The organism is Patulibacter brassicae (assembly GCF_033949425.1).
Taxonomy (GTDB): Bacteria; Actinomycetota; Thermoleophilia; order Solirubrobacterales; family Solirubrobacteraceae; genus Patulibacter; species Patulibacter brassicae.
Genome location: NZ_JAXAVX010000004.1, coordinates 145,456 through 169,502, shown reverse-complemented (window position 1 = coordinate 169,502; position 24,047 = coordinate 145,456). Strand labels below are relative to the sequence as shown.

Here is a 24,047-nt window from a genome sequence, read left to right as displayed (position 1 = left end):
CCCGGACCGGTCAGTGGCCGAGGTCGCGGCGGGGATCGACGTCGCCGGTCCGGCCCTCGGACTCGCGTCCGGCCTCCTCGAGCCGGTCGGAGAGCTCGTCGACGAGCAGGAGGTCCCCGCGCACGCGGTTCGTCCGGTAGGCGGCGCGCCCGACCATGTGGGCGGCGGTCGGTGCGGTGATGAGCTGGAAGATCGCCACGAGCACGAGCGTCGTGACGTCGATCCCGGTCCGCAGCCGCAGCCCGACGCCGACGAGGATGAGCAGCAGCCCGAGCACCTGCGGCTTCGACGCCGCGTGCATCCGGCTGAGGACGTCGGGGAAGCCCAGCACGCCGATGCCCGCCGCGAGCGACAGCGCGGCCCCCGAGAGGAGGCAGACGGCCGAGAGGACGTCCGCGATCTCGCCCCAGCTCACCGCGGCCTCCCGTCCACGCCGCCGTCGCTGTCGTGCTCGCCGGCGGCGAACCGGGCCACCGCGACGCTCCCGACGAAGCCCAGCAGCGCGAGCACCGCGAGGACGGGCAGCGTCGAGCCGTGCTCGTTGGCGGCCGCCTCCAGGCCGAGGCCGCCGATGAGGCACGAGAGCAGGACGTCGAGCCCGACCATCCGGTCCAGCGGCCCCGGTCCGCGCACGATCCGCACCAGCGCCAGAGCGGCGGCCACCGCGAGCATCGCCGCGACGACCCAGACGACGACGGTCATGCGCGGCCCTCCCGGACGGCGACGTGGGTCGGATCCTCGGCGGCGAGCGCCGCGCGGTCCTCGTCGGAGCCGAACGCGCGGATGACGCGGGCCTCGAGCGCGCGCGCCCGCTCGCGCTCCCGCTCGACCGCGGCGTGGTCATCGACGCCGATCAGGTGGACGTAGAGGATCCCCGACGTCCGGTCGATCTCCACCACGATGCTCCCCGGGACGAGCCCGAGGATCTCGGCCACGGCCGTCAGCAGCAGCTCCGAGCGCGTCCGCAGCGGCACCGCGATCACCGCCATCCCCGGCGGATCGCCGCCCCCGGCGGCCCGCACGGCCAGCCACGCCACCTGGACGCTCGCGACCACGACGTCCCAGGCGAAGCGGGCCCAGAGGCGCAACGCGGCCAGCGGCCGGATCCGGCCCTCCACGGGGATCGGCTGCAGCGGGAACAGCCGGACGACCACGAGCGCCACGACGATGCCCGAGAGCGCCAGCCCCGTCGAGAACCGCCCCCAGAGGAGCAGCCAGAGGACCACGAGCCAGACGGCGGTGACGGGCTGCAGGAGCCAGGCGCCGGCGACCCGGCGGCGGAGGCGGCGGATCGGCGTGGGCATCAGGGGTTCCCTGCCCCCGCGCGCTCGACGGGACGGACCATCTCCGGATCGACCGCCTGGACGTAGGCCTGGCGATCGCGGAGCTCCCCCGCCGCGCGGTCGGAGTAGCGCATGAGCGGTCCGGCGGCCGCCGTGTAGGCCAGCCCGAGGACGACCATCGCCACCGTGGCGCCCGTCATCGTCACGGGCATCGCCGTCGAGGTCGTGATCGTCCGGCCGCCGATCGTCGCGCCCACGACCTCGTCCTGCCCCTCGCGCCCGCGCGGGCCGTCGGCGGTCGGCAGCGCGACGCGCGGCGCGCGCCAGAACACCCGGCTCCAGACCTTGCCGACCGCGTAGAGCGTCAGGAGGCTCGTCACCACGCTGCCCGCGACGAGCACCCAGGCGAGCGCCGTCCCGTCGACGACGCCGGCCTGGATCAGCGCGACCTTGCCGAGGAAGCCCGAGAACGGCGGGATCCCGGCGAGGTTCATCGCGGGCAGGAAGAACAGCACCGCCACGAGGGGCGCCGTGCGGGCCAGGCCGCCGACCCGCTCGCTCGAGGTGCTGCCCGCGCGTCGCTCGATCATCCCCGCGGTGAGGAAGAGCGTCGTCTGGACCGTGATGTGGTGCACGACGTAGAAGACGGCGCCGGCGAGGCCGAGGCGGTTGCCGAGCGCGACCCCGAAGACCATGTAGCCGATGTGGCTCACGAGCGTGAACGACAGCATCCGCTTGACGTCGGTCTGGGCGACCGCGCCGAGGATGCCGACGACCATCGTCAGCAGCGAGAGGACGAGCAGGACGTCCTCGACGCTCGTGTCCGGGAAGAGCAGCGTCTCGGTGCGGATCATCGCGTAGACGCCGACCTTCGTCAGCAGGCCGGCGAAGACGGCCGTCACCGGCGCCGGCGCGGTCGGGTAGCTGTCGGGGAGCCACGCCGAGAGCGGGAAGACCGCCGCCTTGATCGCGAACGCGCTGAGCAGCGCGACCTCGAGGACCAGCGCGATGCCGCCGTCGAGGCGGTCGATCCGTCCCGCGAGGTCGGCGAGGTTCAGCGATCCGGCGGCGCCGTAGACGAGCCCGATCGCGCCGAGGAAGAGCAGCGAGGAGAGGATCGACACGACGACGTACGTCGTCCCCGAGCGGATCCGCGACGACGTGCCCCCGAGCGTCAGCAGCACGTAGCTCGAGACGAGGAGGATCTCGAAGCCGACGTAGAGGTTGAACAGGTCGCCCGCGAGGAAGGCGTTCGACACCCCGGCGCAGAGCACGAGGAAGGTCGGGTGGAAGACCGCGAGCGGCAGCGACTCCTCCCCGTCGGCGGCGCCCTGGCCGTAGGAGTAGACGAGGACGCAGAGCGTCACCGCCGAGGAGACGACGATCATGAGCGCCGACAGGCGGTCGGCGACGAGCGCGATCCCGAGCGGCGGCTGCCAGCCCCCGATCGCCGCCACCTGCGGGCCGTCCTGGTCGGCGAGCACGAGCAGCGCGATGCCGACGCCGAGCACGAGCGCGAGCGTCCCGACGGAGATCACGCGGTGCACGTAGGGCAGCCGCGGGCCGATCGTGAGCTTGATGCCGGCCGCGAGCAGCGGCAGGACGACCGGCAGCGGGACGAGGAGGCTCGTGGACCAGCTCACGAGCGACCTCGCTCCGGGCCGGGCTCGCCGTCGACGAGCCGCAGCTCGCCGCTCTCGCCGGCCGCCGCGGCGGCCTCGGCCTCGGCCTCCGCCTCGGCGTCCGCGCCGGTGTCCTGCGGCTCGGCCGACGCGCGACGGGCGGCGACGAGGCGATCGTCGACGTCGTCCTGCACCTCGTCGTGGCCGTGCAGCTGCCAGCTGCGGTAGGCCATCGCGAGCAGGAAGGCCGTGAGGGCGAAGGTGATGACGATCGCCGTGAGGATCATCACCTGGGGCAGCGGGTCGCTCATCGCGCGCTCGTCGCGTCCGTCGCCGCCGAGCAGCGGCGCCCGGCCGCTCTTGCCCGCCATCGCGATGATCAGGACGTTCAGGCCGTTGCCGAGCAGCGCCGCGCCGATCATCACCCGCGTGAGGCTCCGCTCGAGCAGCAGGACCACCCCGCTGGCGCAGAGGACGCCGACGACGACCGCGAGGACGACGGACGCGCTCGAGCTCACGTGGCCTCCTCCTCCCCCTCGACCGGGCGCGGCGCGACGGTCGGGACGGGGCGGTGCTGCTCCTCGTCGATCTGGCGGTCGATCTCCGAGCCGAAGCTCCGCAGGACGTCGAGCACGACGCCGACGACCACGAGCCACACGCCGACGTCGAAGAGCGTCGAGGAGTAGAGCTTCAGCGGCGCGACGCCCGGCAGGTCGAGGGTGACCTTCCCGCTCTGCAGCACGGCGTCGCCGAGGACGCCGCCGCCGATCGCGGTCCCGGTCGCGATGACGAGGCCCGCGCCGATCAGCACGCCGGCCGAGACCGGGGCGGTCTCGCCCAGCTCGTAGCGCCCGCCGGCGAGGTAGCGGACGGTGAGCGCGAGGCCCGCGACGATGCCGGCCGCGAAGCCCCCGCCCGGGTAGTCGTGGCCCGCCCAGAGCAGGTAGATGCTCAGGACCATCACCGTGTGGAAGATGAGCCGGACGATGACCTCGAGCACCACGGAGCGGCGCTCGGGGGCGAGCGTGCCCTCGGCCAGGAGCCACGCGCGGGCGCGCCGGGCGGTGCCCTCGCCGCCGGCCTGGTGGACGCTGACGCGCAGCGGGCTCGCCGGCGCCGGTCCGGCGCCGGGGACGCTCCAGACGGCGACGTCGTCGTCGGCGTCGTCCAGCCGCGGGAGCGCGCGCGAGCGGCGGCGCAGGAAGGTGAGGCTCGTGACGCCGGTCGCCGCGACGACGACGACGGCGAGCTCGCCCATCGTGTCCCAGGCGCGGAGGTCCACCAGCGTGACGTTCACGATGTTCTTGCCGCCCGCGAGCTCGCTGGCCGCGGCCATGAGCTCGGACGCCGGGGCGTCGACGCGCGCGCCGAGCGCCAGGAGCGTGAGGAGCGCCATGAGGACGCCGAACGCGATCCCGATGAGCAGGTGCGCGCTGCGGCGCCCGCGCCGCGTGACCGTGCCCGTGAAGTGCGTCGGCAGGCGGCGCAGCACGAGCACGATGACCACGAGCGTCACCGTCTCGACGAGGAACTGCGTCAGCGCGAGGTCCGGCGCGCCCTGCAGCGCGAAGAGCGTGGCGACGCCGTAGCCGACGACGCCCGAGAGCATCACCGCCTTCATCCGCCGGCGGGCCCGCAGCGTGAGGATCGCGCCGGCGACGATGAGGACCCCGACGACGAGCTGCGCCGGCGAGTCCCAGGCCCGGGCGTCGATCGTCCACGGCGCGCCGGTCGCGAGCACGGCGACCTGGGCGGCGATCACGACGACGAGGATCGTCATGAGGTACACGGGCAGCGAGCCGGACTGCGTCCCGCGCGCCGCGGCGATCGCCGCGGTCTCCGTCGCCCGGACGAGGCCCTGGTAGCAGGCGCGCGCGTCGCGGGGATGGCCGTGCAGCAGCTCGCGCAGCCGCTGCGCGCGCGCCCGACCGGCCGTCCAGATCGGCGCGCGGGCCGACACCGCCGGGAGCAGGCCGCCGGCGACGAGCGCGATCGCGGTGAGCACGAGCGGGAGCCCGACGCCGTGCCAGGCGGCGAGGTGCTGGGCGCCCGAGGCGGCCTCCGGGAAGTCGTGGGCGTAGCGCCCGAGCAGCTCGTCGAGCCGGGAGATGCCGAGCCCGAGGACGAGGCCCGCCGCGGCGAGCACCGCGGGCGCCGCGGCGAACGGCCGCCCGAGCGCGGCGCAGCGGCGATCCGGGACTCCCGGCTTGGTGGCGAAGGCGCCCCACGCGAAGCGCGCGGCGTAGCCGGCGGTGAGGATCGCGCCCGCGACGAGCACGGCGAGGATCAGCGAGTCCCAGACGTCGCCCTCCACGTACGCGTAGAAGATCGACTCCTTCGCCGCGAACCCGGCGAGCAGCGGGACGCCGGCCATCGAGGCGGCGGCCAGCACCCCGGTGGCGGCGAGCCAGGGGTGGCGCCAGCCGAGGCCCGACAGCACGCGCACGTCGCGCGTGCCGGTGAGCTTGTCGACGATCCCGACGACGAGGAAGAGCGACGCCTTGTAGAGCGCGTGGGCCACGAGCATCGCCATGCCGGCGATCGCCGCGGCCTGGGTGCCGGTGCCGAGCACCGCGATGAGCAGCCCGAGCTGGCTCACCGTGCCGAAGGCGAGGAGGAGCTTCAGGTCGTGCTGACGCAGGGCGCGGACGCCGCCGACGATCATCGTGGTCAGGCCGAGCCCGAGGACGAGGATCTGCCAGCTGAGCAGGTGGTGGAACGCCGGCGCGAGGCGGGCGACGAGGTAGACGCCCGCCTTCACCATCGCCGCGGCGTGGAGGTACGCGCTGACCGGCGTCGGGGCGGCCATCGCCGCGGGCAACCAGAAGTGGAACGGCACGAGGGCGGACTTCGAGACCGCGCCGACGAGCAGCAGCGCGACGCCGATCTCGACCTCGACGCCACCCGGCGGGCTGGCGACGATCTCGGAGATCCGGTACGTCCCGGCCGCCTCGCCGACCATCACCGCGCCGACGAGCATCGCGAGGCCGCCGACCGTCGTGACGATCAGCGCGTCGAGCGCGGCGCGGCGGGCGCCGTCCTTGTCGCTCGCGTGCCCGATGAGCAGGAACGACAGGACGGTCGTGAGCTCCCAGAAGACGTAGAGCAGCAGCAGGTCGTCGGCGAGGACGAGGCCGAGCATCGCGCCGGCGAACCCCGTGAGGACGGCCGCGAAGCGCCCGAGGCCCTGCTCGCCGGCGTCGAAGTAGCTGCGGCAGTAGACCAGGACGAGCGCGCCGATCGCCGTGGCCACGAGGGCGAGCACGAGCGAGAGCGGGTCGAGCCGGAACGCGAGCTCGAGGTGGAGCGTCGAGACCCACGGATGGACCTCCTCGTGGACCGTCCCGCCGGCGACGCCCGAGGCGCGGGCCGCGAGCCAGACGGCGGCCGCGGCGGGCGCGAGCGCGAGCACCCAGAACGCCCGCGGCCCGAGCCGGGAGACGAGCGGTGGCGCCGCGAGCGCCGCAGCGCCGAGCACGATGAGCAGGAGCATCACCGGGGCGGACCATCGTACGGTCCCGGTCGCCGGCCCGCGAAGGGCGCGCGAGTCCGCCAGAATACGTCGGCGGACCACCTGGTCGGGACGTGTCACCCCGGACGGCGCGCCGTCCGGGCCCGAGACCCGGTATCCCGCGTCCCGCGACCCGTACGCTGGTGGCATGAGGGCGGTCGGCACGGTCGCGGAGCTCTGGCGCTATCCGGTGAAGTCGATGGGCGGCGAGCCGCTGCGCCGCGCCTGGGTGGGGCCCGCGGGCGTGGCCGGCGACCGAGCCTGGGCCCTGCTGGACGGCGAGGACCGCTGGGCGTCGGCGAAGACGAACCGCGGACGGTGGCGGCTCTTCGACGGCCTGCTCGACCTGCCGGTCCGCACGGTCGCGGAGCCCGGCGAGAGCATCCCCGTGCGCGGGGCCTCCGTCCCGCTGGAGCCGGGTGCGCGCGAGGTCGTCGCCATCGCCCTACCCGAGGGCGACGAGGTGACCGCGGGGACCCCGGAGGCCGACGAGCGGCTCTCGGCGCTGCTCGGCGAGGCGCTGCGGCTCGACCACGGCGACGGGGGACGGCGGTGGGGCCGCCACCACGACTCCGTCCAGCTGCACGTCGTCACGAGCGCGACGCTCGCGGCGCTGGCCGGGGCCGACGGCGCGCCGCTGGACGCCCGTCGCCTGCGGCCGAACGTCGTCCTGGCGCTCGACGGCGACGGCTTCCCCGAGAACGACTGGCCGGGCCGCCGACTGCGGGTCGGCGACGCGCTGCTGGAGGTCCAGGAGCGCACGGTCCGCTGCGTCATGACGACCCGCGAGCAGGCGGAGCTGCCGCGCGAGACCGACGTCCTGCCGCGGATCGGGCGCCGCAACCACGCGTCCGCCGGGGTCGGCCTCCGGGTGCTGGAGCCGGGCGCGATCGCCCTGGGCGACGCCGCCGAGCTGGTCGACTGAGCCGGGCTCAGGCCCGTCCGCGGGCGGCGAGCCACGCGGATTCCTGCCGCCCGAGCTCGCCCTGCGGCTCGTCGCCGAAGAGCCACTCCCGCACGATCCGGTGGTAGTTCAGCGAGGCGTCGAGCTGGCTGCAGACCGCGATCGCCATCCCCGCCAGGCGGATGCTCATGAGGTACTCCGGCGGGATCGTCGCCCGCCGGGTCTTGCTCCAGTACTCCGAGCGCGGATCGGTCGCCTCGAAGACCATCCGCGCGACGTGATCCTGGCTCAGCTGCTCCTCGCGATCCTCGATCGCGAACCACACCAGCTGCTCGGCGAGGCCCTGAGCGTCCTCCGGCGTGAAGCCGGCGGACTCCGGGACCCAGCGGATCGCCTTGAGGTGCTCGAGCAGGCCCTCACCGTCGCGCTGCAGCGCCAAGCGGACCGACTGCGCCTGGTTGTCGACGAGCTCGCGGCTGATCTGGTGGAAGAGGCCGAAGTCGAAGAACGCGACGCGGCCGTCGGCCAGGAGGATCGAGTTGCCGGGGTGGGGGTCGGCGGAGAACTGCCCGTCGCGCCAGACGCCGCCGTAGTAGAAGCGGAAGACGATCTCGGCGAGGCGGTCGCGCGTCGCCTGGCCCTTCGTCTTCCAGTCCTCGAAGCCCTCGCCGGAGACGAACTCCGTGACGATCACGTGCTTGCCGCAGAGCTCGGTCGCCACGCCCGGGACGACGACGAACGGGTGCCCGCGGTGCAGGCGCGCCATCCGGCGGTGGTTCGCCGCCTCGAGCTCGTAGTCGAGCTCCTCCTCGGTCCGCTCCCGGATCTCGTCGCCGACGGCCTGGACGTCGAGGCCCGGGGCGAGCGTCTTGGCGAGGCGCAGGATGATCCCGAGGTTCTGCAGGTCGGCCCGGACGGCGGCGTCGATGCCCGGGTACTGGACCTTCACGGCGCACTCGTCCGTCTCCCAGCCCGCCGGCTTCTCGTGCAGGCGGGCGCGGTAGACCTGCCCGATCGAGGCGGCCCCGATCGGCGTCTCGTCGAAGTCGGCGAACGTCTCGGAGAGCTTCGCCCCCGTGTCGCGCTCGATGACCCTGCGCATGTCCTTGAACGCGACGTTCGGCGCCATGTCGCGGAGCTTCGCGAGCTTGGACTGGAACTCCTCGCGGTGCTCCGGCGGGACGAGGCCGACGTCCATGAAGCTCAGGACCTGGCCGACCTTCATCGCCGCGCCCTTCATCGTCCCGAGCACGTCGACCATCTGCTCGGCCGTCTTGAGCTGCTGCTTGGAGAGGTACGCGTTGCGCTCCTCGTCGCTGCGCCCGACGGTCGCCACGCGGGCGCGCCCCTCGCGGGCGGCGGCGCTCGCGGCGAGCTTGCCGATCGAGGCCGCGCGCCGCACGCGCGACGTGGGGATCGCCTCGTCGTCGCGCTTCTTCCGGCGGGGCGTCGGCATACGACGGATCCTACTTCGCGCGCGTCGCGGTCCCCTGCGCCGCGGGACACCTGGCGCTTCGGCGTCCCACGCGGCCGGCGACCGCGGCGGCTCAGGCCCCCCAGGCGAGGATCGCCGGGTTGCGGCGGCGCTCGCGGCCGATCGTCGAGGGCTCTCCGTGCCCCGGCCGCAGCTGCGTCTCGTCGGGCAGCTCGAGCAGGACGTCGAGGACCGACACGCGCAGGTCGTCCTCGTCCGTCGCGCCCGGCCCCTCGAGCCCGCCCACGGCGTCGCGGTAGAGCGTGTCCCCGCTGAACACCTGGCCGTGGCCGTGGAAGCTCAGCGAGCCGGCGGTGTGCCCGGGCGTGCCGAGCGCGCGCAGCTCCAGGTCGCCGACCCGCACGAGGTCGCCGGGGTCGACGACGTCCGTGATCCCCGCCACGAGCGCCGCGGCCGGCTCGCGCTCGGCCGGGTGCAGCAGCACGTCGATCCGCCCGACGCGGTCCAGCAGGTCCTCCAGGCCAGCGACGTGGTCCCAGTGGTGGTGCGTGATGAGGACCGCCGCGGGCTCCATCCCGTGGCGGGCGGCGGCGGCCGTCGTCTCGCGCGCGTCCGCGCCCGGGTCGATCACGACGCACGGCCCGCCCGGCTCCCCGAGGAGGTACGCGTTGCTCTGCTCCCAGCGCCCGACGATCCGCTCGACGACGACGTCCATGGCCGGATCGTCGCATTCCGGGCACGGACGCAACGGCGCACGACGCCGTTCAGCAGCGCGGAGTCGCGCCGCGACGCAGGTCGACGCTCCGCACGCCGACGTCGACCGTCAGGTACGGCTCACCTGCGAAGTCCCCCGCCTTGACGGAGAAGCTGTCCGGCGCTCGTCGGGGCCAGACCGCAACGTCACCGGTCCAGCCGATCGGCGGGAACGCCCGGCCGGCCCGGGAGAGGCGGCGTCCGCGGCCGCTCCTGCGATCCATGAGCCAGAGGCCGCTGCAGCCCCGTTCGCGCAGATCGGTGAGCGCGACGAGCCCGCGACCCCGTCGAGACGCGCCGCCGGCCGCGTACGCGTGGCGGGTCGGCACCCCCAGGCGGAGGATGCGTCCGCGAGGGTCGACGGCGATCGGCCGGACGCCGCCGCCCGGGGCCGCCCCGCGCCGGTTCGGCCTCCGTGCGGCAACGACGGCGAGCGACCCGTCGTCGAACAACCGGGGGAGGGCCACCTGAGCGTCCCGCAGTCCCGGGGCAGCGACGCTGACCAGCCGACGAGCCGTCACGGCGTACCGGAAGCGTCCCGTGGCGAGGTCGAGGACCTTCGCGACCCGCCACGAGGAGGCATCGGCGTGGAGGCCGTCCTCGTTCCACAGCCGTTCGGCGGTGGCAGAACGCTCCGAGCGACCCCCGAGCTGCAGCAGGAATCGGCCCGCGACCTGGTCAGGCCGGACGAGCCCTCCGGGGAGCCGAGAGCCGGCCAACGCCCGAAACTCCCGTGGCCGCCACGCCCCGGTCGCCGGCGTCAGGGCGACCATCGTGGAGCCCGGCACGAGCCGGGCCGCTCGGTCGGTCTCCTGAGCGACGTCCAAGCGCGTCCCGGTACGGGTGTCGAAGGCCGCGACGAACGACGGCTCGACCAGTCGGTCGCCGAACCCGGGATCTTGCACGCCGACGAATCGCGCCTGCACGAGCGCCACGCCACGCACGACACTGAGGCCGTACCCCAAGGGCTCCGCGCCGAACGTCGTCCACGCCTCCGGCGCGCCGGCCAACGGCGTCGGGACGTCGAGTGCCACGGCGCGGAGACCGCCACCGTCGGAGCCACGGGAGCGCAACTGGAGCGAACCCGCTTCGGCGCTCACCCACCACACGCGTCCTTCGGCGAGCACCGGCTGCCCCGCAGAGGGATCGGACCCGTACGCCACCCGCCACGTCGAGCTCTCGGCGCCCGCCGGTGCCGGACCGGCGGCCACGACGATCGCCACGACGCCGAGGGACAGGACGCCGAGGGCGCCGAGCCCGATGCGGCGGTCGGCGTCCGACGATCGCCGGAAGACCTCAAGGAGCAGCACGCGCAGAGCCTCCCAAAGGGCGGCACCCGATTCCACCCGGGAGCCGGTCCCAGCCGCGGCGTGGACTAGCGTGGTCGACGATGGCCAGCCTGCTGCACACCTGCTACCGGATCGGGGACATCGATCGCTCCGTCGCCTTCTACGAGGCGCTCGGCTTCGAGGAGCTCCGGCGGATGCCGATCCGCGACGAGGCGATCAACGTCTTCATGGGCCTGCCCGGCGACGGGCCGCGCCTGGAGCTCACGTACAACCACGGCGTCACGGAGTACGAGCTCGGCACCGGCTACGGGCACATCGCCGTGTCCGTCCCCGACATGGAGGCCGCGCTGCGCGAGCTCGCCACGCAGGGCATCGAGCCCGAGAAGCCGCCCTACCGCGTGCGCGAGGGCGGGTCGCTGCTGTGCTTCGTGCGCGACCCCGACGGCTACCGGATCGAGCTGATCGAGAAGGCGGGGCGGTGAGGCCCCGCCGGGCCGTCGTCGACCTCGGCTCGAACACCTTCCGCATGGTCGTCTTCGCCGTCGACGAGACGGTGGCGACGGCGCGGCTGCCCGGCGGCACCTGGCGGCAGACGGCCGAGCTCTACGAGCCGGTCCGGATCGGCGCCGAGCTCGGCCCGGAGGGCGAGCTGCAGCCACGGGCACTGCGGCGCGCGCTGATCGCGCTGCAGCTCTTCGACCACTTCTGCCGCTCGCACGACCTGCCGACCGCGCGGATCGACGCCGTGGCCACGAGCGCGATCCGCGAGGCGCCCAACCAGGACGCGCTGCTGGACCGCACCCGCGAGAGCACCGTCCTGCGCCCGCGGGTCCTGAGCCGCGAGCAGGAGGCCGGCTACGGCTACCTCGCGGCGGTGAACTCGACGACCCTCGCCGACGGCGGCGTCCTCGATATCGGCGGCGGCTCGCTGCAGCTCGTGCGCACCCGCGACCGCCTCCCGCGCGACGCGCGCTCGTGGAAGCTCGGCGCCGTGCGCACGACGGAGCGGTTCCTCGACGAGGACGGGCCCGCGTCGCGCGGGGCGCTGCGCGCGCTGCGTCGCCACGTCGAGTCCGAGCTCGCCGACGCGCCTTGGGTCGCCGACCTCGGCGATCGGCTCGTCGGCGTCGGCGGGGCGGTGCGCAACCTCGCGGCCGCCGTCCAGCACCGCGACGGCACGACGGACCTCGGCGTCCAGGGGGTGCGCGTGACGCGCGAGGCGCTCGGCGAGCTCGTCGAGGAGCTCGCCGCGCTCCCCCCGGCCGAGCGCCGGCAGGTCGGGGGCATCAAGCCCTCGCGCGCCGACGTCATCCTCGCGGCCGCCGTCACGATCGAGACGGTCCTGCGCGTCACCGGCGTCGACGCGGTCGAGGCGACGGAGTTCGGCCTGCGCGAGGGCGTCTTCCTTGCGCGCCACCTCACGGAGGCCGCGACCGGCGCCGACGCGACGACCCCCGGCGACGGTCACGATCCGCTCGAGCTCGGCACGACCGCCCTCTACCCCGACGTCCGCGACGCGGCGGTGCGCAACCTCGCGGGCCGCTACGACGACGATCGCGCCCACAGCGCCCACGTCGAGCGGCTCGCGCTCGAGCTCTTCGACGGGCTCACCGCGCTCGGGATCCACGAGGGCGACCCGGTGGAGCGGTCGCTCGTCTCGGCCTCCGCCGCGCTGCACGACATCGGGATGGCCGTCGGCTACGACGACCACCACAAACACGGTCGCTACCTCGTCGTGACGAACGGCCTGCCCGGCTTCTCGCCCGCCGAGACCGCGCTCGTCGGCCAGGCGATCCGCTACCACCGCAAGGGCGGCCCGACGATGAAGCCGTTCCGGGCACTCGCCCGCGAGGACGACGACCAGCGCCTCGTCCGGATCGCGGCGCTCCTGCGGCTCGCCGAGGGCATGGAGCGCGGCCACGACCAGGCCGTGCGCCGGGTCGAGCTGCGCCGCGACGGCGAGGTCCTGCGCCTGCACATGCGCTGCGGCGCGGGCGGCGCCCCCGTCGCCCGCTGGGCCGCCGAGGGCCAGGCCGGGCTCGTCAAGCGGGCCTTCGGCGTGGAGCTCGAGGTCACCGAGGGCGCAGCCTGAGCGCAAGCCGCGGGCCGGATCCCCTCCGGGTGTCCTGCGCCGCGGCTGCCCGGACGCCGTCGCCCCGGCCGCGACGAGAAGCAGGGCGGGACCCGGTCCCCTCACCCCAGCCGGAGCGCCTTCGTCGTGACGGTCCGCGCCCGGGTGCCGCTGCGGGTCACGCGCAGCCGCACCCGGTAGCGCCCCGCGGGCAGGGCGCGGCGCAGCCGCACCGTCGCCCGCCCGGCGCGGCGGACCGTCACCGTCGCGGTGCGCACGGTCTTCCAGCGCCGCCCCACGCGACGCTCGACGGTCGTGCGGACGCGCGCGGCCCCCGCGAGGCGCGCGCTGACGCGACGGCGGGTCAGGCGCACCGCGGTCGCGCGCGGGGCGCGCGGGCGCGTGGCCGGAGCCGGCGCCCCGGCCGGCACGGCGGCGCGGACGATCGGTCCCTGCGCGGCCGCCGGGACGACCGGCAGGCGCAGGGTGGAGGGCGACCGCGGGTCGATCCGGATCGACAGCGGGGTCGGCAGGACCGAGCCGCGGTAGTTCACGTCGCCGCCGGCGACGACGAGCCGCAGCCGGTGCCCGGCGCGGAAGCGGTGCACGATGCCCGGCAGGCTCACGCGCACGGAGCGCCCGTCGACGGGGACCTTCACCGCCGAGACCTGGTTGCCGGGCAGCGTCGATCCGCCGCCGGGCGCGACGTCGTCGAGTCGGACGTAGACCGTCGACTGACCGGGATCGCCGACGAGCGGCCCGGTCAGGGCGCCGAGCCCGGGGTCGATCCGCAGGTCGACCGTCGGGACGCCGACGACGTCGCGATCGGCCGGCAGCGGGTCGCCGGTGAACGACACGAAGGTCCCGGGGATGTTCGAGTTCGAGCTCTCCTCCTGGACGAGGTCGACCGACGTCGTGCCGGTCGGCAGGCCCAGGAGCGTCGTCATGAGCGTCGGGGCGCCGGCGGTCACGCGGGCCGGATCGGCGGTCAGCCGGCCGTCGCCGGAGAGCTGGACGTCCTCCGTCGCGGGGGCCGCGGGGTAGGCCTCCGAGCGGGCGTAGGCCGGCGACGCGTCGCCGCCGTAGGGGACCCAGTCGCGGAAGTACGTGAAGTCCAGCGACGGCGCCTTGGGGTCGTCCTTGAGGTAGTGGTCGAACCACTCGAGGAACGCCGTGCCCTCGTAGGTCGGGCTGCGGTACGCCTCGTCCCACTCGCCCGGACGCGCGCGCCCGTGGTTGTGTCCCCAGCTGTGCCAGATGAGCTTCACCGGGGTGCCCTGGCGGCGCAGCGCCCGGTACGTCGCGAGCGACTCGTTGAGGTTGAAGAGGTTGTCGGCCTGCCCCTGCCCGAGCAGCACCGGAACGCGGATCCGGTCGATGTAGCTCGACACGGAGGAGCGCTGGAGCGTCTCGGCCAGGCCGCTCGTCACCGAGCCCTGGGCGACGGTCAGCACGGCGCCGGCGCAGATCGCCTCGACGAAGCCCGGGCAGACGAGCGTGCGGCCGAGCAGGTCGACGGGGATCCCCTGCGCGCCGTTGACGAGGCCGAGGGCGAAGAACCCGACCGACCAGAGCGTCTTGAGCGAGCCGGCGCTGCGCGGCGTGACGCCGTCGCCGAGGTCGCCGTTGTCCGGCGAGAGCGAGTAGCGCAGGTCGTTCCAGGTGATGAGCGGGACGAGCGTGTCGATCCGCGGATCGTCCTTCGCCGCCGCGAACTGGAAGCCGCCGCCGTAGGAGCCGCCGAACGTCCCGACGCGCGGATCGTGCGCGTACGCGACGCCGTCGTGGCCCTTCGCGTCGCGCCGGACCCAGTCGATCGGGGTCGCCTGCCCGGGCGTGCGCGCGCCGCCGAGGTAGCTCACGAGCTGCCGCGCGGCGAGGCCGTCGCGGTCCGGGTCGTCGAGGGCGATCTTGCAGCCCGACCGGCCCCAGCCGAGGCCGCTGTAGTTCAGCACCGCGTACCCGCGGTCGGCGAACGAGCGGGCGAACTTCCGCTGCCCGGCGACGTTGCCGCCGAAGCCGTTCGTCGTGATGATCGCGGGCACGGGCGCGGCCGCGGTCGCGCCGGCCGGGCGGTAGAGCTCCGCCTCGACCGGGCAGGTCAGGCCGTTGGGCCCGCCGCGGACGGTGAACGTCAGTGGCTGCACCGAGTGGCGCCCCGCCGGGCTCGCCTTCCCGGCGACGACCCGCAGCGGCGCCGGTGGCTCCGCAGCCCGGGCGGCGCTCGCGCCGGCCGAGCCGGCGACGGCGATGGTGACGAGCGCCGCGGTGCGGCGCACGACGGAACGTGCCTGCATCGATCTCCTCCCCGGTCCGCTCCCCGGTACCGAACCGTGACCCCCGTCACGGTTACAAGGTCGTAACCTACCACGGGTCGCGAGTGGCGGGGCGCCCGCTCCGACGGCGCTTCGGTGCCGCACCGGCCGGCGCTCGCCGCGGCCGCCGTCGCCCGCCACGAGCGCGCCGTGCGGCGGACGGGACGTAGACTCGGAACGACGATGCGCCCGGCACCGACCTTCCTCGCGCGCGGGCCGTGGGCCCCGGAGGACGTCAGCTTCGACTGGCGCGCGGAGCCCTACGCCCCCGGCGCCGAGCAGACCGCGGCCGCCGACGCCGCGATCACCGCCCTGCGCGAGCGGTCCAGCCCGAGCCACGACGGGCTCGCCACGCGCCTCGTCGAGCACCGCGTCGACGCGGACGGCCGGCTGCACCTCGAGCTCCAGGCGATCCGCTGGGCGCTGCGCCTGCTGCCGGGCGGGGCCGCCCGGTCGATGACGGGTCAGTGCGTCGTGCGCAGCGCCGACGGCCGGTGGCTCGCCGGCCGTCGCGCGGCATGGGTCGCGACGTGGGCGAACCGCTGGACGCTCGGCGCCGGCGGTGCCGTCGATCCGGGCGAGTCGCCGATGACGACGCTCGAGCGCGAGCTGCAGGAGGAGTGGGGCGTCACCGCCGAGCGCCTGCGCGGCGACGCGCTCCTGCTCCTGCCCAACGACGTGGTGATGTTCGTCGGCACCGCCTGGCTGCCGGAGGGCGCCGAGGTCGTGCGCGACCACGAGCACGACGAGCACGACTGGTGGCCCGCCGACATCGAGCGCTGGCCGGCCGACGCCGACCCGGCGCTGCGCGCGCTGGCCGAGATGGTCTCGACCCCGCGGTGAGCACCCTCGGCCGGATCCCCGAGCGCCGCGCCGCTCCCCGCTGGGCGCCGCCGTTCGGGCTCATGAAGTGGCTCTCGTTCGCGCACTCCGCGGTCTACCTCGGGCTGCTCGCGTGCTGGATCGGCGGGGTCGACGGCGGCCTGAAGACCGCCCTGGGCTGGGGACACGGCTGGGGCTGGATCATCATGTGCGTGCTCACCGTCCTCGCGCTCCGGGGACGGGTGCTGCCGCTGTGGCTCGCGGTCTGCGTCGCGGTCGTCGGCGCCGTCGGGCCGTTCGTCGGCTCGGCGGGGTTCGTCGTCGAGCAGCGCCGGCGCGAGCGCGCGACGTCCTGAGCGACCGCCGCGCGCCGGTCACCCGGGTGAGCGCGCGCCGCCCGCGGGCGGCCCCTGCACACCGCGCTGCAGGAGCCGTCCCAGCGTGTCGCCGATCACGCTGTCGGATCCCGGCCGGAACGCCCGTCCGAGCGGCGTTCTCCGCCGCTCGTGGGTGCCTCCGGACCGGTCACCGGCTCCGAGCGCCGCCGCGCGAACGGAGTGCTAGGTTCGAACTCTCATGGCAACAGGCACGACGGTCCCGGTCACCCTCCCGCAGATGGGCGAGTCGGTCGCCGAGGGCACGGTCCTCGAGTGGCTGAAGCAGCCGGGCGACTCCGTGGAGGAGGGCGAGGACCTCGTCGTCATCTCCACGGACAAGGTCGACGCCGAGATCCCGGCGCCCGCGTCCGGCATCCTGTCGGCCGTTCACGCCCAAGAGGGCGACACGGTCCAGTCCGGGTCCGTGGTCGGCGAGATCGACCCGAGCGGCGACGCCTCCTCCGGCGGCGACGACGCGCCCGCCGCCTCCTCGGACGACGGCGCCGCCGACGCGGGCGCGGGCGAGCTCGTCGACGTCATCGCGCCGTCCGGCGGCGAGTCCGTGACCGAGGCGACGCTCCTGGAGTGGCTCGTGCAGCCCGGCGATGCCGTCGAGGAGGGCCAGGACCTCGTCGTCATCTCGACCGACAAGGTCGACATGGAGCTCCCGGCGCCGACGGCGGGCGTGCTCGAGGAGCAGCTCTTCGCCGACGGCGACACGATCCACCCGCTCGACGTCATCGGCCGCGTGCGTGCCGGTGCCCCGTCCGGCGGCGCGTCGAACGGCTCCGCCGCCCCGCCGGCCGCGGAGGAGGCGCCCGCCGCGTCCGCGAACGGCAACGGCAACGGCGCCGTCCCCGCGGGCGTGTCGGCGTCCCCCGTCGCGGCGCGCGTCGCGTCCGCCGAGGGCGTCGACCTCGCGAACGTCACCGGCTCGGGCCCGCGCGGCCGGATCCTCAAGGACGACGTCCTCGGCGCGAAGGCCAACGGCGGCCGCTCGGCTCGCCAGGCCAGCCGCACGACGCTGCGCGGCGGCGCCAACGCGCTGGCCAGCGGGATGGAGGAGTCGCTCTCCACGCCGACGGCGACGTCGTTCCGCACGATCACGATCACGACGCTCGACGGCCGCCGCAAGCAGCTGAAGGGCGCCGGCAAGAAGGTCTCCTTCACGCACCTCATCGGCTACGCGATCGCCCGCGCGGCGACCGAGGTCATGCCGGTCATGGCCCACACCTTCGAGCGCGACGACGAGGGCAACGCCGTCCTCGTCGACCACGGCCAGGTGAACCTCGGCATCGCCGTCGACGTCGAGCGCCGCGGCAAGCGCACGCTCATGGTCCCGGTGATCAAGGACGCCGGCCGGCTCGGGTTCGACGGCTTCCTCGACGCGTTCAACGACCTGATCGCCCGCGCGCGCGACAACAAGCTCACGCCCGAGGACCTGCAGGGCGCGAACGTCCAGCTGACGAACCCGGGCGGCATCGGGACCGTCGCATCCGTGCCGCGGCTTATGACCGGCAACGGCACGATCGTGGCCACCGGCTCGATCGCCTACCCGGTCGGCCTCGGCGAGGTCGGCGAGCTCATCGGGGCCGAGAAGGTCATGACGATGACCTCGACGTACGACCACCGGATCATCCAGGGCGCCCAGTCCGGCGAGTTCCTGAAGGTCGTCGAGGAGTTCCTCCAGGGCGAGCACGAGTTCTACGAGCAGGCCTTCGCGGACCTCGGCGCGGACCTCGGCCCGGCGATCGAGAAGCCGCAGCCGAAGCTCTCGGCCTTCGGCGCCGGCGCGGGCGCCGCGGCGACCACCGCGGGACTCGATCCCACCCGCTCCGCCCCGTCGCTCGAGCTGCTGCAGGCGGTCCAGGCCGCGACGTCGCTCGTCCGCGCGATCCGCAGCCACGGGCACCTCGTCGCGAAGCTCGACCCGCTGAACCCGGAGGACGACGGCGACCCGATCGAGGTCGCCCGGCGGATCGGCATCGACACCGAGAAGCTCGGCCTCACGAAGGAGCTGCTGGGCCAGGTCCCGGCGAAGATCCTGCGCACGTTCGTCGAGGGCGAGACGCTCGCCGACGTCCTCCCCGCGCTGCGCGACACGTACTCGGGCACGGTGGCCTACGAGGTCGAGCACATCACCGACAACGAGCAGCGCGTCTGGCTGCGCGAGGCGATCGAGTCCGGCGAGTACCGCAAGCCGCTCTCCCCGGAGAGCAAGAAGCAGCTCCTGAACCGGCTGATCCAGGTCGACCAGTTCGAGCGCTTCATGCAGAAGGCCTACCTCGGCCAGAAGCGCTTCTCGATCGAGGGCCTCGACGTCACCGTCCCGGTCATCGACGAGCTGATCCAGCTCGCCGGCAGCCGCGCCGGCGCGCAGGAGGTCGTCATCGGCATGGCTCACCGCGGCCGGCTGAACGTCCTGGCCCACAACCTCGGGCGGCCGTACGACGCGCTCTTCACCGAGTTCGAGGGCGGCTCGGTGATCGCCGCCGCGAAGACCGTCACGCAGGAGCTGCAGGGCGGCACCGGCGACGTGAAGTACCACCACGGCGCCTCGGGCCGCTACGACCTGCCCGACGGCAAGTCGGTCGGCGTCGTGCTCGAGAGCAACCCGTCGCACCTCGAGTTCGTCAACCCGGTCGTCGCCGGCGCCGCGCGCGCCGCGCAGACCGACCGCGGCCAGCCGTCGGGCCCGCGCGACGAGGACGTCGCGCTGCCGATCATCCTCCACGGCGACGCGGCCTTCCCGGGCCAGGGCGTCGTGGCCGAGACGCTGAACCTCCAGGCGCTCGAGGGCTACAAGGTCGGCGGCACCGTCCACCTGATCCTCAACAACCAGGTCGGCTTCACCACCGAGCCGTCCGACAGCCGCTCGACGCAGTGGTCCTCGGACCTCGCGAAGGGCTTCGACGTCCCGATCATCCACGTCAACGCCGACGACGTCGAGGCGTGCATCACCGCCGCCCGGCTCGCGTTCGCCTTCCGCCAGAAGTTCGGCCACGACGTCCTGATCGACCTCATCGGCTACCGCCGCTACGGGCACAACGAGTCCGACGAGCCGGCGTACACGCAGCCGCTGATGGCCGAGACGATCAAGGGCCACCCGCGCGTCTCCGAGCTCTACGCCAAGCGGCTGGACGAGGAGGGCGTGCTCCCGCAGGCCGAGGCCGACGCGGCGCGCAAGGCGTTCAACGACCACCTCGTGGAGCTCCACGGCGAGGTCAAGCGCAAGGTCAAGGAGTGGCAGGAGGCCGGCGGGTCGATCGACACCTCCGCCACCGGGACGTACCTCATGGACCGCTCCCGGTCCGAGGAGCCGGTGACGAAGGTCGCCGCCGACGACCTGCGGGAGCTCAACGAGCAGCTGCTGCGCACGCCGGAGACGTTCACCGTCAACGCGAAGCTCGCCCGCCAGCTCGAGAAGCGCCGCGACGCGCTCGGCGAGGCCGGCGGCATCGAGTGGGCGCACGCCGAGGCGCTCGCCTACGCGTCGCTGGTCACGGAAGGCATCCCCGTCCGCCTGACGGGCCAGGACGCCGAGCGCGGCACGTTCTCGCAGCGCCACCTCGTCCTGCACGACAGCAAGGACGGGTCGACGTTCACGCCGATCCAGCACCTCGACGCCGCACAGGCGCCGATGGAGCTCTACAACTCGCCGCTCTCCGAGGTCGCGTGCCTCGGCTTCGAGTACGGCTACTCGCAGGAGGCGCCGGAGGCGCTCGTCCTCTGGGAGGCGCAGTTCGGCGACTTCGTCAACGGCGCGCAGGTCATCGTCGACCAGTTCATCGTCTCCGGCCTGGCGAAGTGGGGCCAGACCTCGCGGCTGACGATGCTCCTGCCGCACGGCTACGAGGGCGCCGGCCCGGAGCACTCCTCCGGCCGCGTCGAGCGGTTCCTGCAGCTCGCCGCCGAGGGCAACATCCGCGTCGCGAACCTCACGACGCCGGCGCAGTACTTCCACCTGCTTCGCCGCCAGGCGCTGATCGAGAAGGCGCGCCCGCTGATCGTCATGACGCCGAAGTCGCTCCTGCGCCTGCCGCAGGCGCGCAACCGGATCGAGCACCTGTCGGAGACGAAGTTCTTCCCGGTGCTCGGCGAGCCCGGCGTCGACCCCGCCGCGGTCACCCGCCTGATCCTCTGCACCGGCAAGGTCTTCTACGACCTGAAGGGGCACGAGCTGCGCGAGGACAATCCGCAGGTCGCGATCGGCCGCGTCGAGCTGCTGTACCCGTTCCCGGAGGAGCACCTCCGCGACCTCATCAACGCGTACCCGAACCTCCGCGAGGTCGTCTGGGTCCAGGAGGAGCCCCGCAACATGGGCGCCCGCGCCTACATGTCGCCGCGCCTGCAGCAGATCCTCCCCGACCACCTGGCGCTCGGCTACGTCGGCCGCCCGGAGCGCGCGAGCCCGGGCGAGGGCTACCCGGCCGCGCACACGATCGAGCAGAACCGGATCGTGAAGACGGCGCTCGACGTCTCCGTGCCGGTCTCGCAGTTCCCGAAGCGCTCGCCCGGCAACCGCTGAGGCCGAGCCGGCGCGTCCGGCTCCCGCTGCTCCCGACGCCCGGCCCCGTGCCGGGCGTCGGTCGTTCCGGCACCGATCGTCGGCGTGGGCGACGGGGCGGTCGGGCGGGTCGAGGGGTCGGCAGGCCGCCGGTCGGCCGGTCGACGGGTCGGCGGACAACGGGTCGGCGCATCGGCGGGTCGGCGGGTCGAGGGGTCGGCAGGTCGCCGGTCGGCCGGTCGACGGGTCGGCGCATCGGCGGGTCGGCGGGTCGGCGGCCCATGATCGACGGACCGGCGCCCGGCGACGGCCGCGCGACAGGGCGGCGGCTGCTCAGGCGGGCGGCGGCGCCAGCGTCAGCGCCATCCGGACGTTCTCCAGCACCTCGTCCCCGCGCGTCACCCGCTGCCGGCGGACCGCGACGAACCCCTGCCGGGCGAAGACGGGCTCCGCGACGAGGCTCGCGTCGGTGGTCACGCGGGCGTGGCCGTCGTCGCGGGCGCGCGCGACCGCAACGTCGAGCAGCGCGCGGGCGACGCCGCGGCGACCGTGATCGGGGTCGACGAAGAGGAGGTCGACGTGCCCCTCCGCGTCGAGTCCCACGAATCCCGCGAGGGCGGCGCCGTCCTCGGCCACCCAGGCGGCGAGCGCGGCGAGGCGGGACGACCACCCCGCGTCCGCGCCTCCGGTCCCGACCCACGCGCGCACCTGAGCGGGCGTGTACCGCGCCGTCCCGGTGATGGCGATCGCCCGCTCGAGCACGATGCGCATCGCGGCGTGGTCCGCCTCGGTCGCGGGACGGACCACGACGTCCGTCGGGGAGGCGGAGGGCTCGTCGGCGGGCGGCACGTCCGGGGACCCTAGGCGCAACGCGGCGGCACGGCCTCGTCGGGCCTGGTGGCCGGGCGGCCTGTTCGGGCCGGGGGGCCTCGTCGGGCTTGGCGGCTTGGCGGCGGGGCGGTCGCGTCCGGCCGGGCACCGAGATGCGATCCGACGAACCGACCGGGATGGCGTTCCGGCGGGTTCGACGTTCGGGCTGCATGGGTGACCGGACGCGGCCGACGGTGGCGCGTGCGAGCATCGGACGATGGCGTGGATCCAGCGCGAGATCGCCCTGCGGCCGCGGCCCCGGGGCTTCCACCTCGTCACGGAGGAGGTGCTCGACGCGCTGCCGGAGCTCCGTGGCCTCGAGGTCGGGCTCCTGCACGTGTTCTGCCGCCACACCTCCGCGGCGCTGACCCTGAACGAGAACGCGAGCCCCGACGTCCGCGTCGATCTCCGGCGCTGGTTCGACGATCACGTCCCCGAGGACGGGCCCTGGACCCACACCCTCGAGGGGCCGGACGACATGCCCGCCCACGTGAAGTCCTCGCTGCTCGGCCCCGAGCTCACCATCCCGGTGCGCGACGGCGCCCTCGCGCTCGGCACCTGGCAGGGCATCACGCTCTGCGAGCACCGCGACCACGGGGGTTCCCGCCACCTCGTGCTCACGCTCCACGGCGAGTAGCCGCGCGGCCCCGGACGTCGGGCCGGGTCCGGTGCTCTCGGACCGCGGAGGACGTCCGTCCCGCGCGTCGTGCCGACCCCTCCTCGCCGAGGAGCCGCGCGGCCCGGACGTCGGGCCGGGTCCGGTGCTCTAGGACCGCGGACGTCCCGCCCGTCGTCGCGCGAACGTCCTCCCCGTCGCCCGGGAGGGCGACGCCGAGGACGAACCTCATGCGCCGCGACCCGAACCTCCCCCGCCTCGACCGGGGTCCCACGCCGAGGACCTTCCCGGCCCGCCACCCCGGAATCGACCTGCGGAGCATGCGCCCTCGCCCCCGCGGGAATCCGCTGCGCGGCCGCGGGCGCGTGGAGGTCGACCGCGTCCTCCCGCGAGCGCCGCGGGAAGACGCTGCACGGTCGGACCGGGTCGGCACGGGGCCGCGCGTCCCCGCGGCGGGCACCCGCAGTCCGCCGTCCGGGGGCGCCGCCGGCGTCGGACCCGCCCCGCGGGCGGGCGCCGAGCGCTGAGATCGGGCGCCAGCACGGGGTTCCGACCCCGGGTCGCGAACGCGCGCGCCGTGGGTACCGCGTAGCATCCCGGTCGCCATGGCTCCTTCTGCATCGACGACGACCGCCACCGTGGTCCGCGTGACCGCCGCCCAGGTGCGCCTGCGGCTGGAGGACGGCCGCGAGGTCGCCAAGCGCGTCGCGGTCCCCGAGAACCAGCGCGCCTCCCTCGAGGGCGCCTCCGTGCCGGTGACCGTCGGCGGCACCGCCGCCAAGCCGACCGTCACCCTCGCCGACGGCTGGCTCGAGGCCGCCGCGCCCGGCGCGCCCGCCGCTGCCGCCGCGCCGGCGAAGACCCCGGCCAAGAAGCCGGCGGCGAAGAAGCCGGCCGCCGCCGCGAAGACCGCCGCCGCGAAGAAGCCGGCGGCGAAGAAGCCCGCCGCGAAGAAGCCGGCTGCCGCGAAGTCCACCGCCGCCGCGTCGACGGCGACGAAGGCCACCGCGTCGAAGGCGGCCGCCGCGAAGAAGCCGGCGGCGAAGAAGCCCGCCGCGAAGAAGCCGGCCGCCGCGAAGGCCGCCCCCGCTCCGAAGGCCGCCGCAACCGAGGCCGCGAAGGTCGAGGCCCCGACCACCGCGGCGCCGAAGACCGACGCTCCGAAGGCCGAGGCTCCGAAGGCTGCCGCGCCGAAGGCCGAGGCGCCCAAGACGCAGGCCCCCAAGAGCGGGGGCCGCAAGTCGCGGGGCCCGGCCCTGCCGAAGGTCGACGCGGACCTCGTCCGCAACCAGATCGCCAACGCGGTCGATCTCGTCCGCAAGGCGCGCAAGCGCATCGGCAAGTAGCCCGGCGCGCCGCACGACCGCCCGATGTCCTGACCACGGGGCCCCGACCGGGGCCCCGTGCTCGTGCTCCGCGCCGCACCCGCGGCAGCTCGCCCGACCGATGACCGCGGGTGCCCATCGGGTGAGGGGACGCACGATCAGGGCCGCCACCGCGCCGGGCGCGTCCCGGCGACCGTCCCCCGCGCAGCCCGTGTCGCGGGCGTGCCCCGGCGACCGTCCCCCGCGCAGCCCACCCCGCGGGCGCGTCCCGGCGACCGTCTCTGCGCAGCCACGCCGCTGGCGCGTCCCGCGGCCAGCCCGCGTCGCCGGTGTGTCCCGGCGGCCGT

Annotated in this window: 19 protein-coding genes; 8 read left to right on the top strand and 11 right to left on the bottom strand. The window is 74.9% G+C overall.

From position 1 onward, the window contains the following. Nucleotides 1-10: 10 nt before the first annotated feature. From mnhG to SK069_RS10260, 6 genes are read right to left on the bottom strand one after another with little or no spacing between them, the layout of a single operon-like run. Nucleotides 11-415 (bottom strand): monovalent cation/H(+) antiporter subunit G, encoded by a 405-nt coding sequence (gene mnhG / locus SK069_RS10285; RefSeq protein WP_319954134.1) that lies wholly within the window; start codon nt 413-415, stop codon nt 11-13. Next, the gene (locus SK069_RS10280) at nt 412-702 is read right to left on the bottom strand and encodes a monovalent cation/H+ antiporter complex subunit F (RefSeq protein WP_319954133.1); all 291 of its coding nucleotides are present in this window, start codon (nt 700-702) and stop codon (nt 412-414) included. The genes mnhG and SK069_RS10280 overlap by 4 nt, the downstream gene beginning before the upstream one ends. Further along, complete coding sequence (locus tag SK069_RS10275; RefSeq protein ID WP_319954132.1) at nt 699-1,304, bottom strand: Na+/H+ antiporter subunit E; 606 nt, start codon at nt 1,302-1,304, stop codon at nt 699-701. The genes SK069_RS10280 and SK069_RS10275 overlap by 4 nt, the downstream gene beginning before the upstream one ends. Continuing rightward, on the bottom strand, nt 1,304-2,926 hold the full coding sequence (locus SK069_RS10270) for a Na+/H+ antiporter subunit D (RefSeq protein WP_319954131.1): 1,623 nt from the start codon (nt 2,924-2,926) through the stop codon (nt 1,304-1,306). Before SK069_RS10270 ends, SK069_RS10275 begins: the two co-directional genes overlap by 1 nt. Continuing rightward, nucleotides 2,923-3,423, bottom strand: a complete 501-nt coding sequence (locus SK069_RS10265) for a Na(+)/H(+) antiporter subunit C (RefSeq protein WP_319954130.1) — start codon at nt 3,421-3,423, stop codon at nt 2,923-2,925. Before SK069_RS10265 ends, SK069_RS10270 begins: the two co-directional genes overlap by 4 nt. Beyond that, on the bottom strand, nt 3,420-6,398 hold the full coding sequence (locus tag SK069_RS10260) for a Na+/H+ antiporter subunit A (protein ID WP_319954129.1): 2,979 nt from the start codon (nt 6,396-6,398) through the stop codon (nt 3,420-3,422). The genes SK069_RS10265 and SK069_RS10260 overlap by 4 nt, the downstream gene beginning before the upstream one ends. A gap of 166 nt (nt 6,399-6,564) precedes the next feature. Here SK069_RS10260 and SK069_RS10255 point away from each other — a divergent pair, with 166 nt between their 5' ends. Beyond that, nucleotides 6,565-7,341: an MOSC domain-containing protein gene (locus SK069_RS10255; RefSeq protein WP_319954128.1), complete on the top strand. Its 777-nt coding sequence runs from the start codon at nt 6,565-6,567 to the stop codon at nt 7,339-7,341. A gap of 7 nt (nt 7,342-7,348) precedes the next feature. Here the strand turns inward: SK069_RS10255 and SK069_RS10250 are convergent, their stop codons facing one another. The 3 genes from SK069_RS10250 to SK069_RS10240 all read right to left on the bottom strand — a co-directional run bounded on the left by SK069_RS10250 (nt 7,349) and on the right by SK069_RS10240 (nt 10,818). Next, on the bottom strand, nt 7,349-8,776 hold the full coding sequence (locus tag SK069_RS10250) for an ABC1 kinase family protein (protein ID WP_319954127.1): 1,428 nt from the start codon (nt 8,774-8,776) through the stop codon (nt 7,349-7,351). A 91-nt stretch (nt 8,777-8,867) separates the two neighbouring features. Then, nucleotides 8,868-9,470 carry an MBL fold metallo-hydrolase gene (locus SK069_RS10245; protein WP_319954126.1) on the bottom strand — a complete coding sequence of 201 codons (603 nt, stop codon included), beginning with the start codon at nt 9,468-9,470 and terminating at the stop codon, nt 8,868-8,870. 49 nt (nt 9,471-9,519) lie between these two features. Next, a complete protein-coding gene (locus SK069_RS10240; RefSeq protein ID WP_319954125.1) occupies nt 9,520-10,818 on the bottom strand; it encodes a hypothetical protein in 1,299 nt (432 codons plus the stop codon). A gap of 80 nt (nt 10,819-10,898) precedes the next feature. Here SK069_RS10240 and SK069_RS10235 point away from each other — a divergent pair, with 80 nt between their 5' ends. Then, nucleotides 10,899-11,279: a VOC family protein gene (locus SK069_RS10235; protein WP_319954124.1), complete on the top strand. Its 381-nt coding sequence runs from the start codon at nt 10,899-10,901 to the stop codon at nt 11,277-11,279. Further along, the gene (locus tag SK069_RS10230; protein ID WP_319954123.1) at nt 11,276-12,889 is read left to right on the top strand and encodes a Ppx/GppA phosphatase family protein; all 1,614 of its coding nucleotides are present in this window, start codon (nt 11,276-11,278) and stop codon (nt 12,887-12,889) included. The genes SK069_RS10235 and SK069_RS10230 overlap by 4 nt, the downstream gene beginning before the upstream one ends. 101 nt (nt 12,890-12,990) lie before the next feature. Here the strand turns inward: SK069_RS10230 and SK069_RS10225 are convergent, their stop codons facing one another. Then, entirely contained in the window at nt 12,991-15,165 is a 2,175-nt protein-coding gene (locus SK069_RS10225; RefSeq protein WP_319954122.1) for a CocE/NonD family hydrolase, read from the bottom strand. A gap of 201 nt (nt 15,166-15,366) precedes the next feature. On the opposite strand from SK069_RS10225, the gene SK069_RS10220 reads away from it, so the two are divergent. The 3 genes from SK069_RS10220 (at nt 15,367) to SK069_RS10210 (ending at nt 20,910) form a co-directional block, all read left to right on the top strand. Continuing rightward, nucleotides 15,367-16,026: an NUDIX hydrolase gene (locus SK069_RS10220; protein WP_319954121.1), complete on the top strand. Its 660-nt coding sequence runs from the start codon at nt 15,367-15,369 to the stop codon at nt 16,024-16,026. After that, the gene (locus SK069_RS10215; RefSeq protein WP_319954120.1) at nt 16,023-16,361 is read left to right on the top strand and encodes a hypothetical protein; all 339 of its coding nucleotides are present in this window, start codon (nt 16,023-16,025) and stop codon (nt 16,359-16,361) included. The genes SK069_RS10220 and SK069_RS10215 overlap by 4 nt, the downstream gene beginning before the upstream one ends. 220 nt (nt 16,362-16,581) lie before the next feature. Then, the gene (locus SK069_RS10210) at nt 16,582-20,910 is read left to right on the top strand and encodes a multifunctional oxoglutarate decarboxylase/oxoglutarate dehydrogenase thiamine pyrophosphate-binding subunit/dihydrolipoyllysine-residue succinyltransferase subunit (RefSeq protein ID WP_319954119.1); all 4,329 of its coding nucleotides are present in this window, start codon (nt 16,582-16,584) and stop codon (nt 20,908-20,910) included. 312 nt (nt 20,911-21,222) lie between these two features. On the opposite strand, the gene SK069_RS10205 is transcribed toward SK069_RS10210, so the two are convergent. Further along, a complete protein-coding gene (locus tag SK069_RS10205; RefSeq protein ID WP_319954118.1) occupies nt 21,223-21,738 on the bottom strand; it encodes a GNAT family N-acetyltransferase in 516 nt (171 codons plus the stop codon). 238 nt (nt 21,739-21,976) lie between these two features. Between SK069_RS10205 and SK069_RS10200 the strand changes: the two genes are divergently transcribed. After that, nucleotides 21,977-22,396, top strand: a complete 420-nt coding sequence (locus SK069_RS10200) for a secondary thiamine-phosphate synthase enzyme YjbQ (RefSeq protein ID WP_319954117.1) — start codon at nt 21,977-21,979, stop codon at nt 22,394-22,396. 584 nt (nt 22,397-22,980) lie between these two features. Further along, the gene (locus SK069_RS10195) at nt 22,981-23,721 is read left to right on the top strand and encodes a hypothetical protein (RefSeq protein WP_319954116.1); all 741 of its coding nucleotides are present in this window, start codon (nt 22,981-22,983) and stop codon (nt 23,719-23,721) included. The last annotated feature ends 326 nt before the right edge of the window (nt 23,722-24,047 follow it).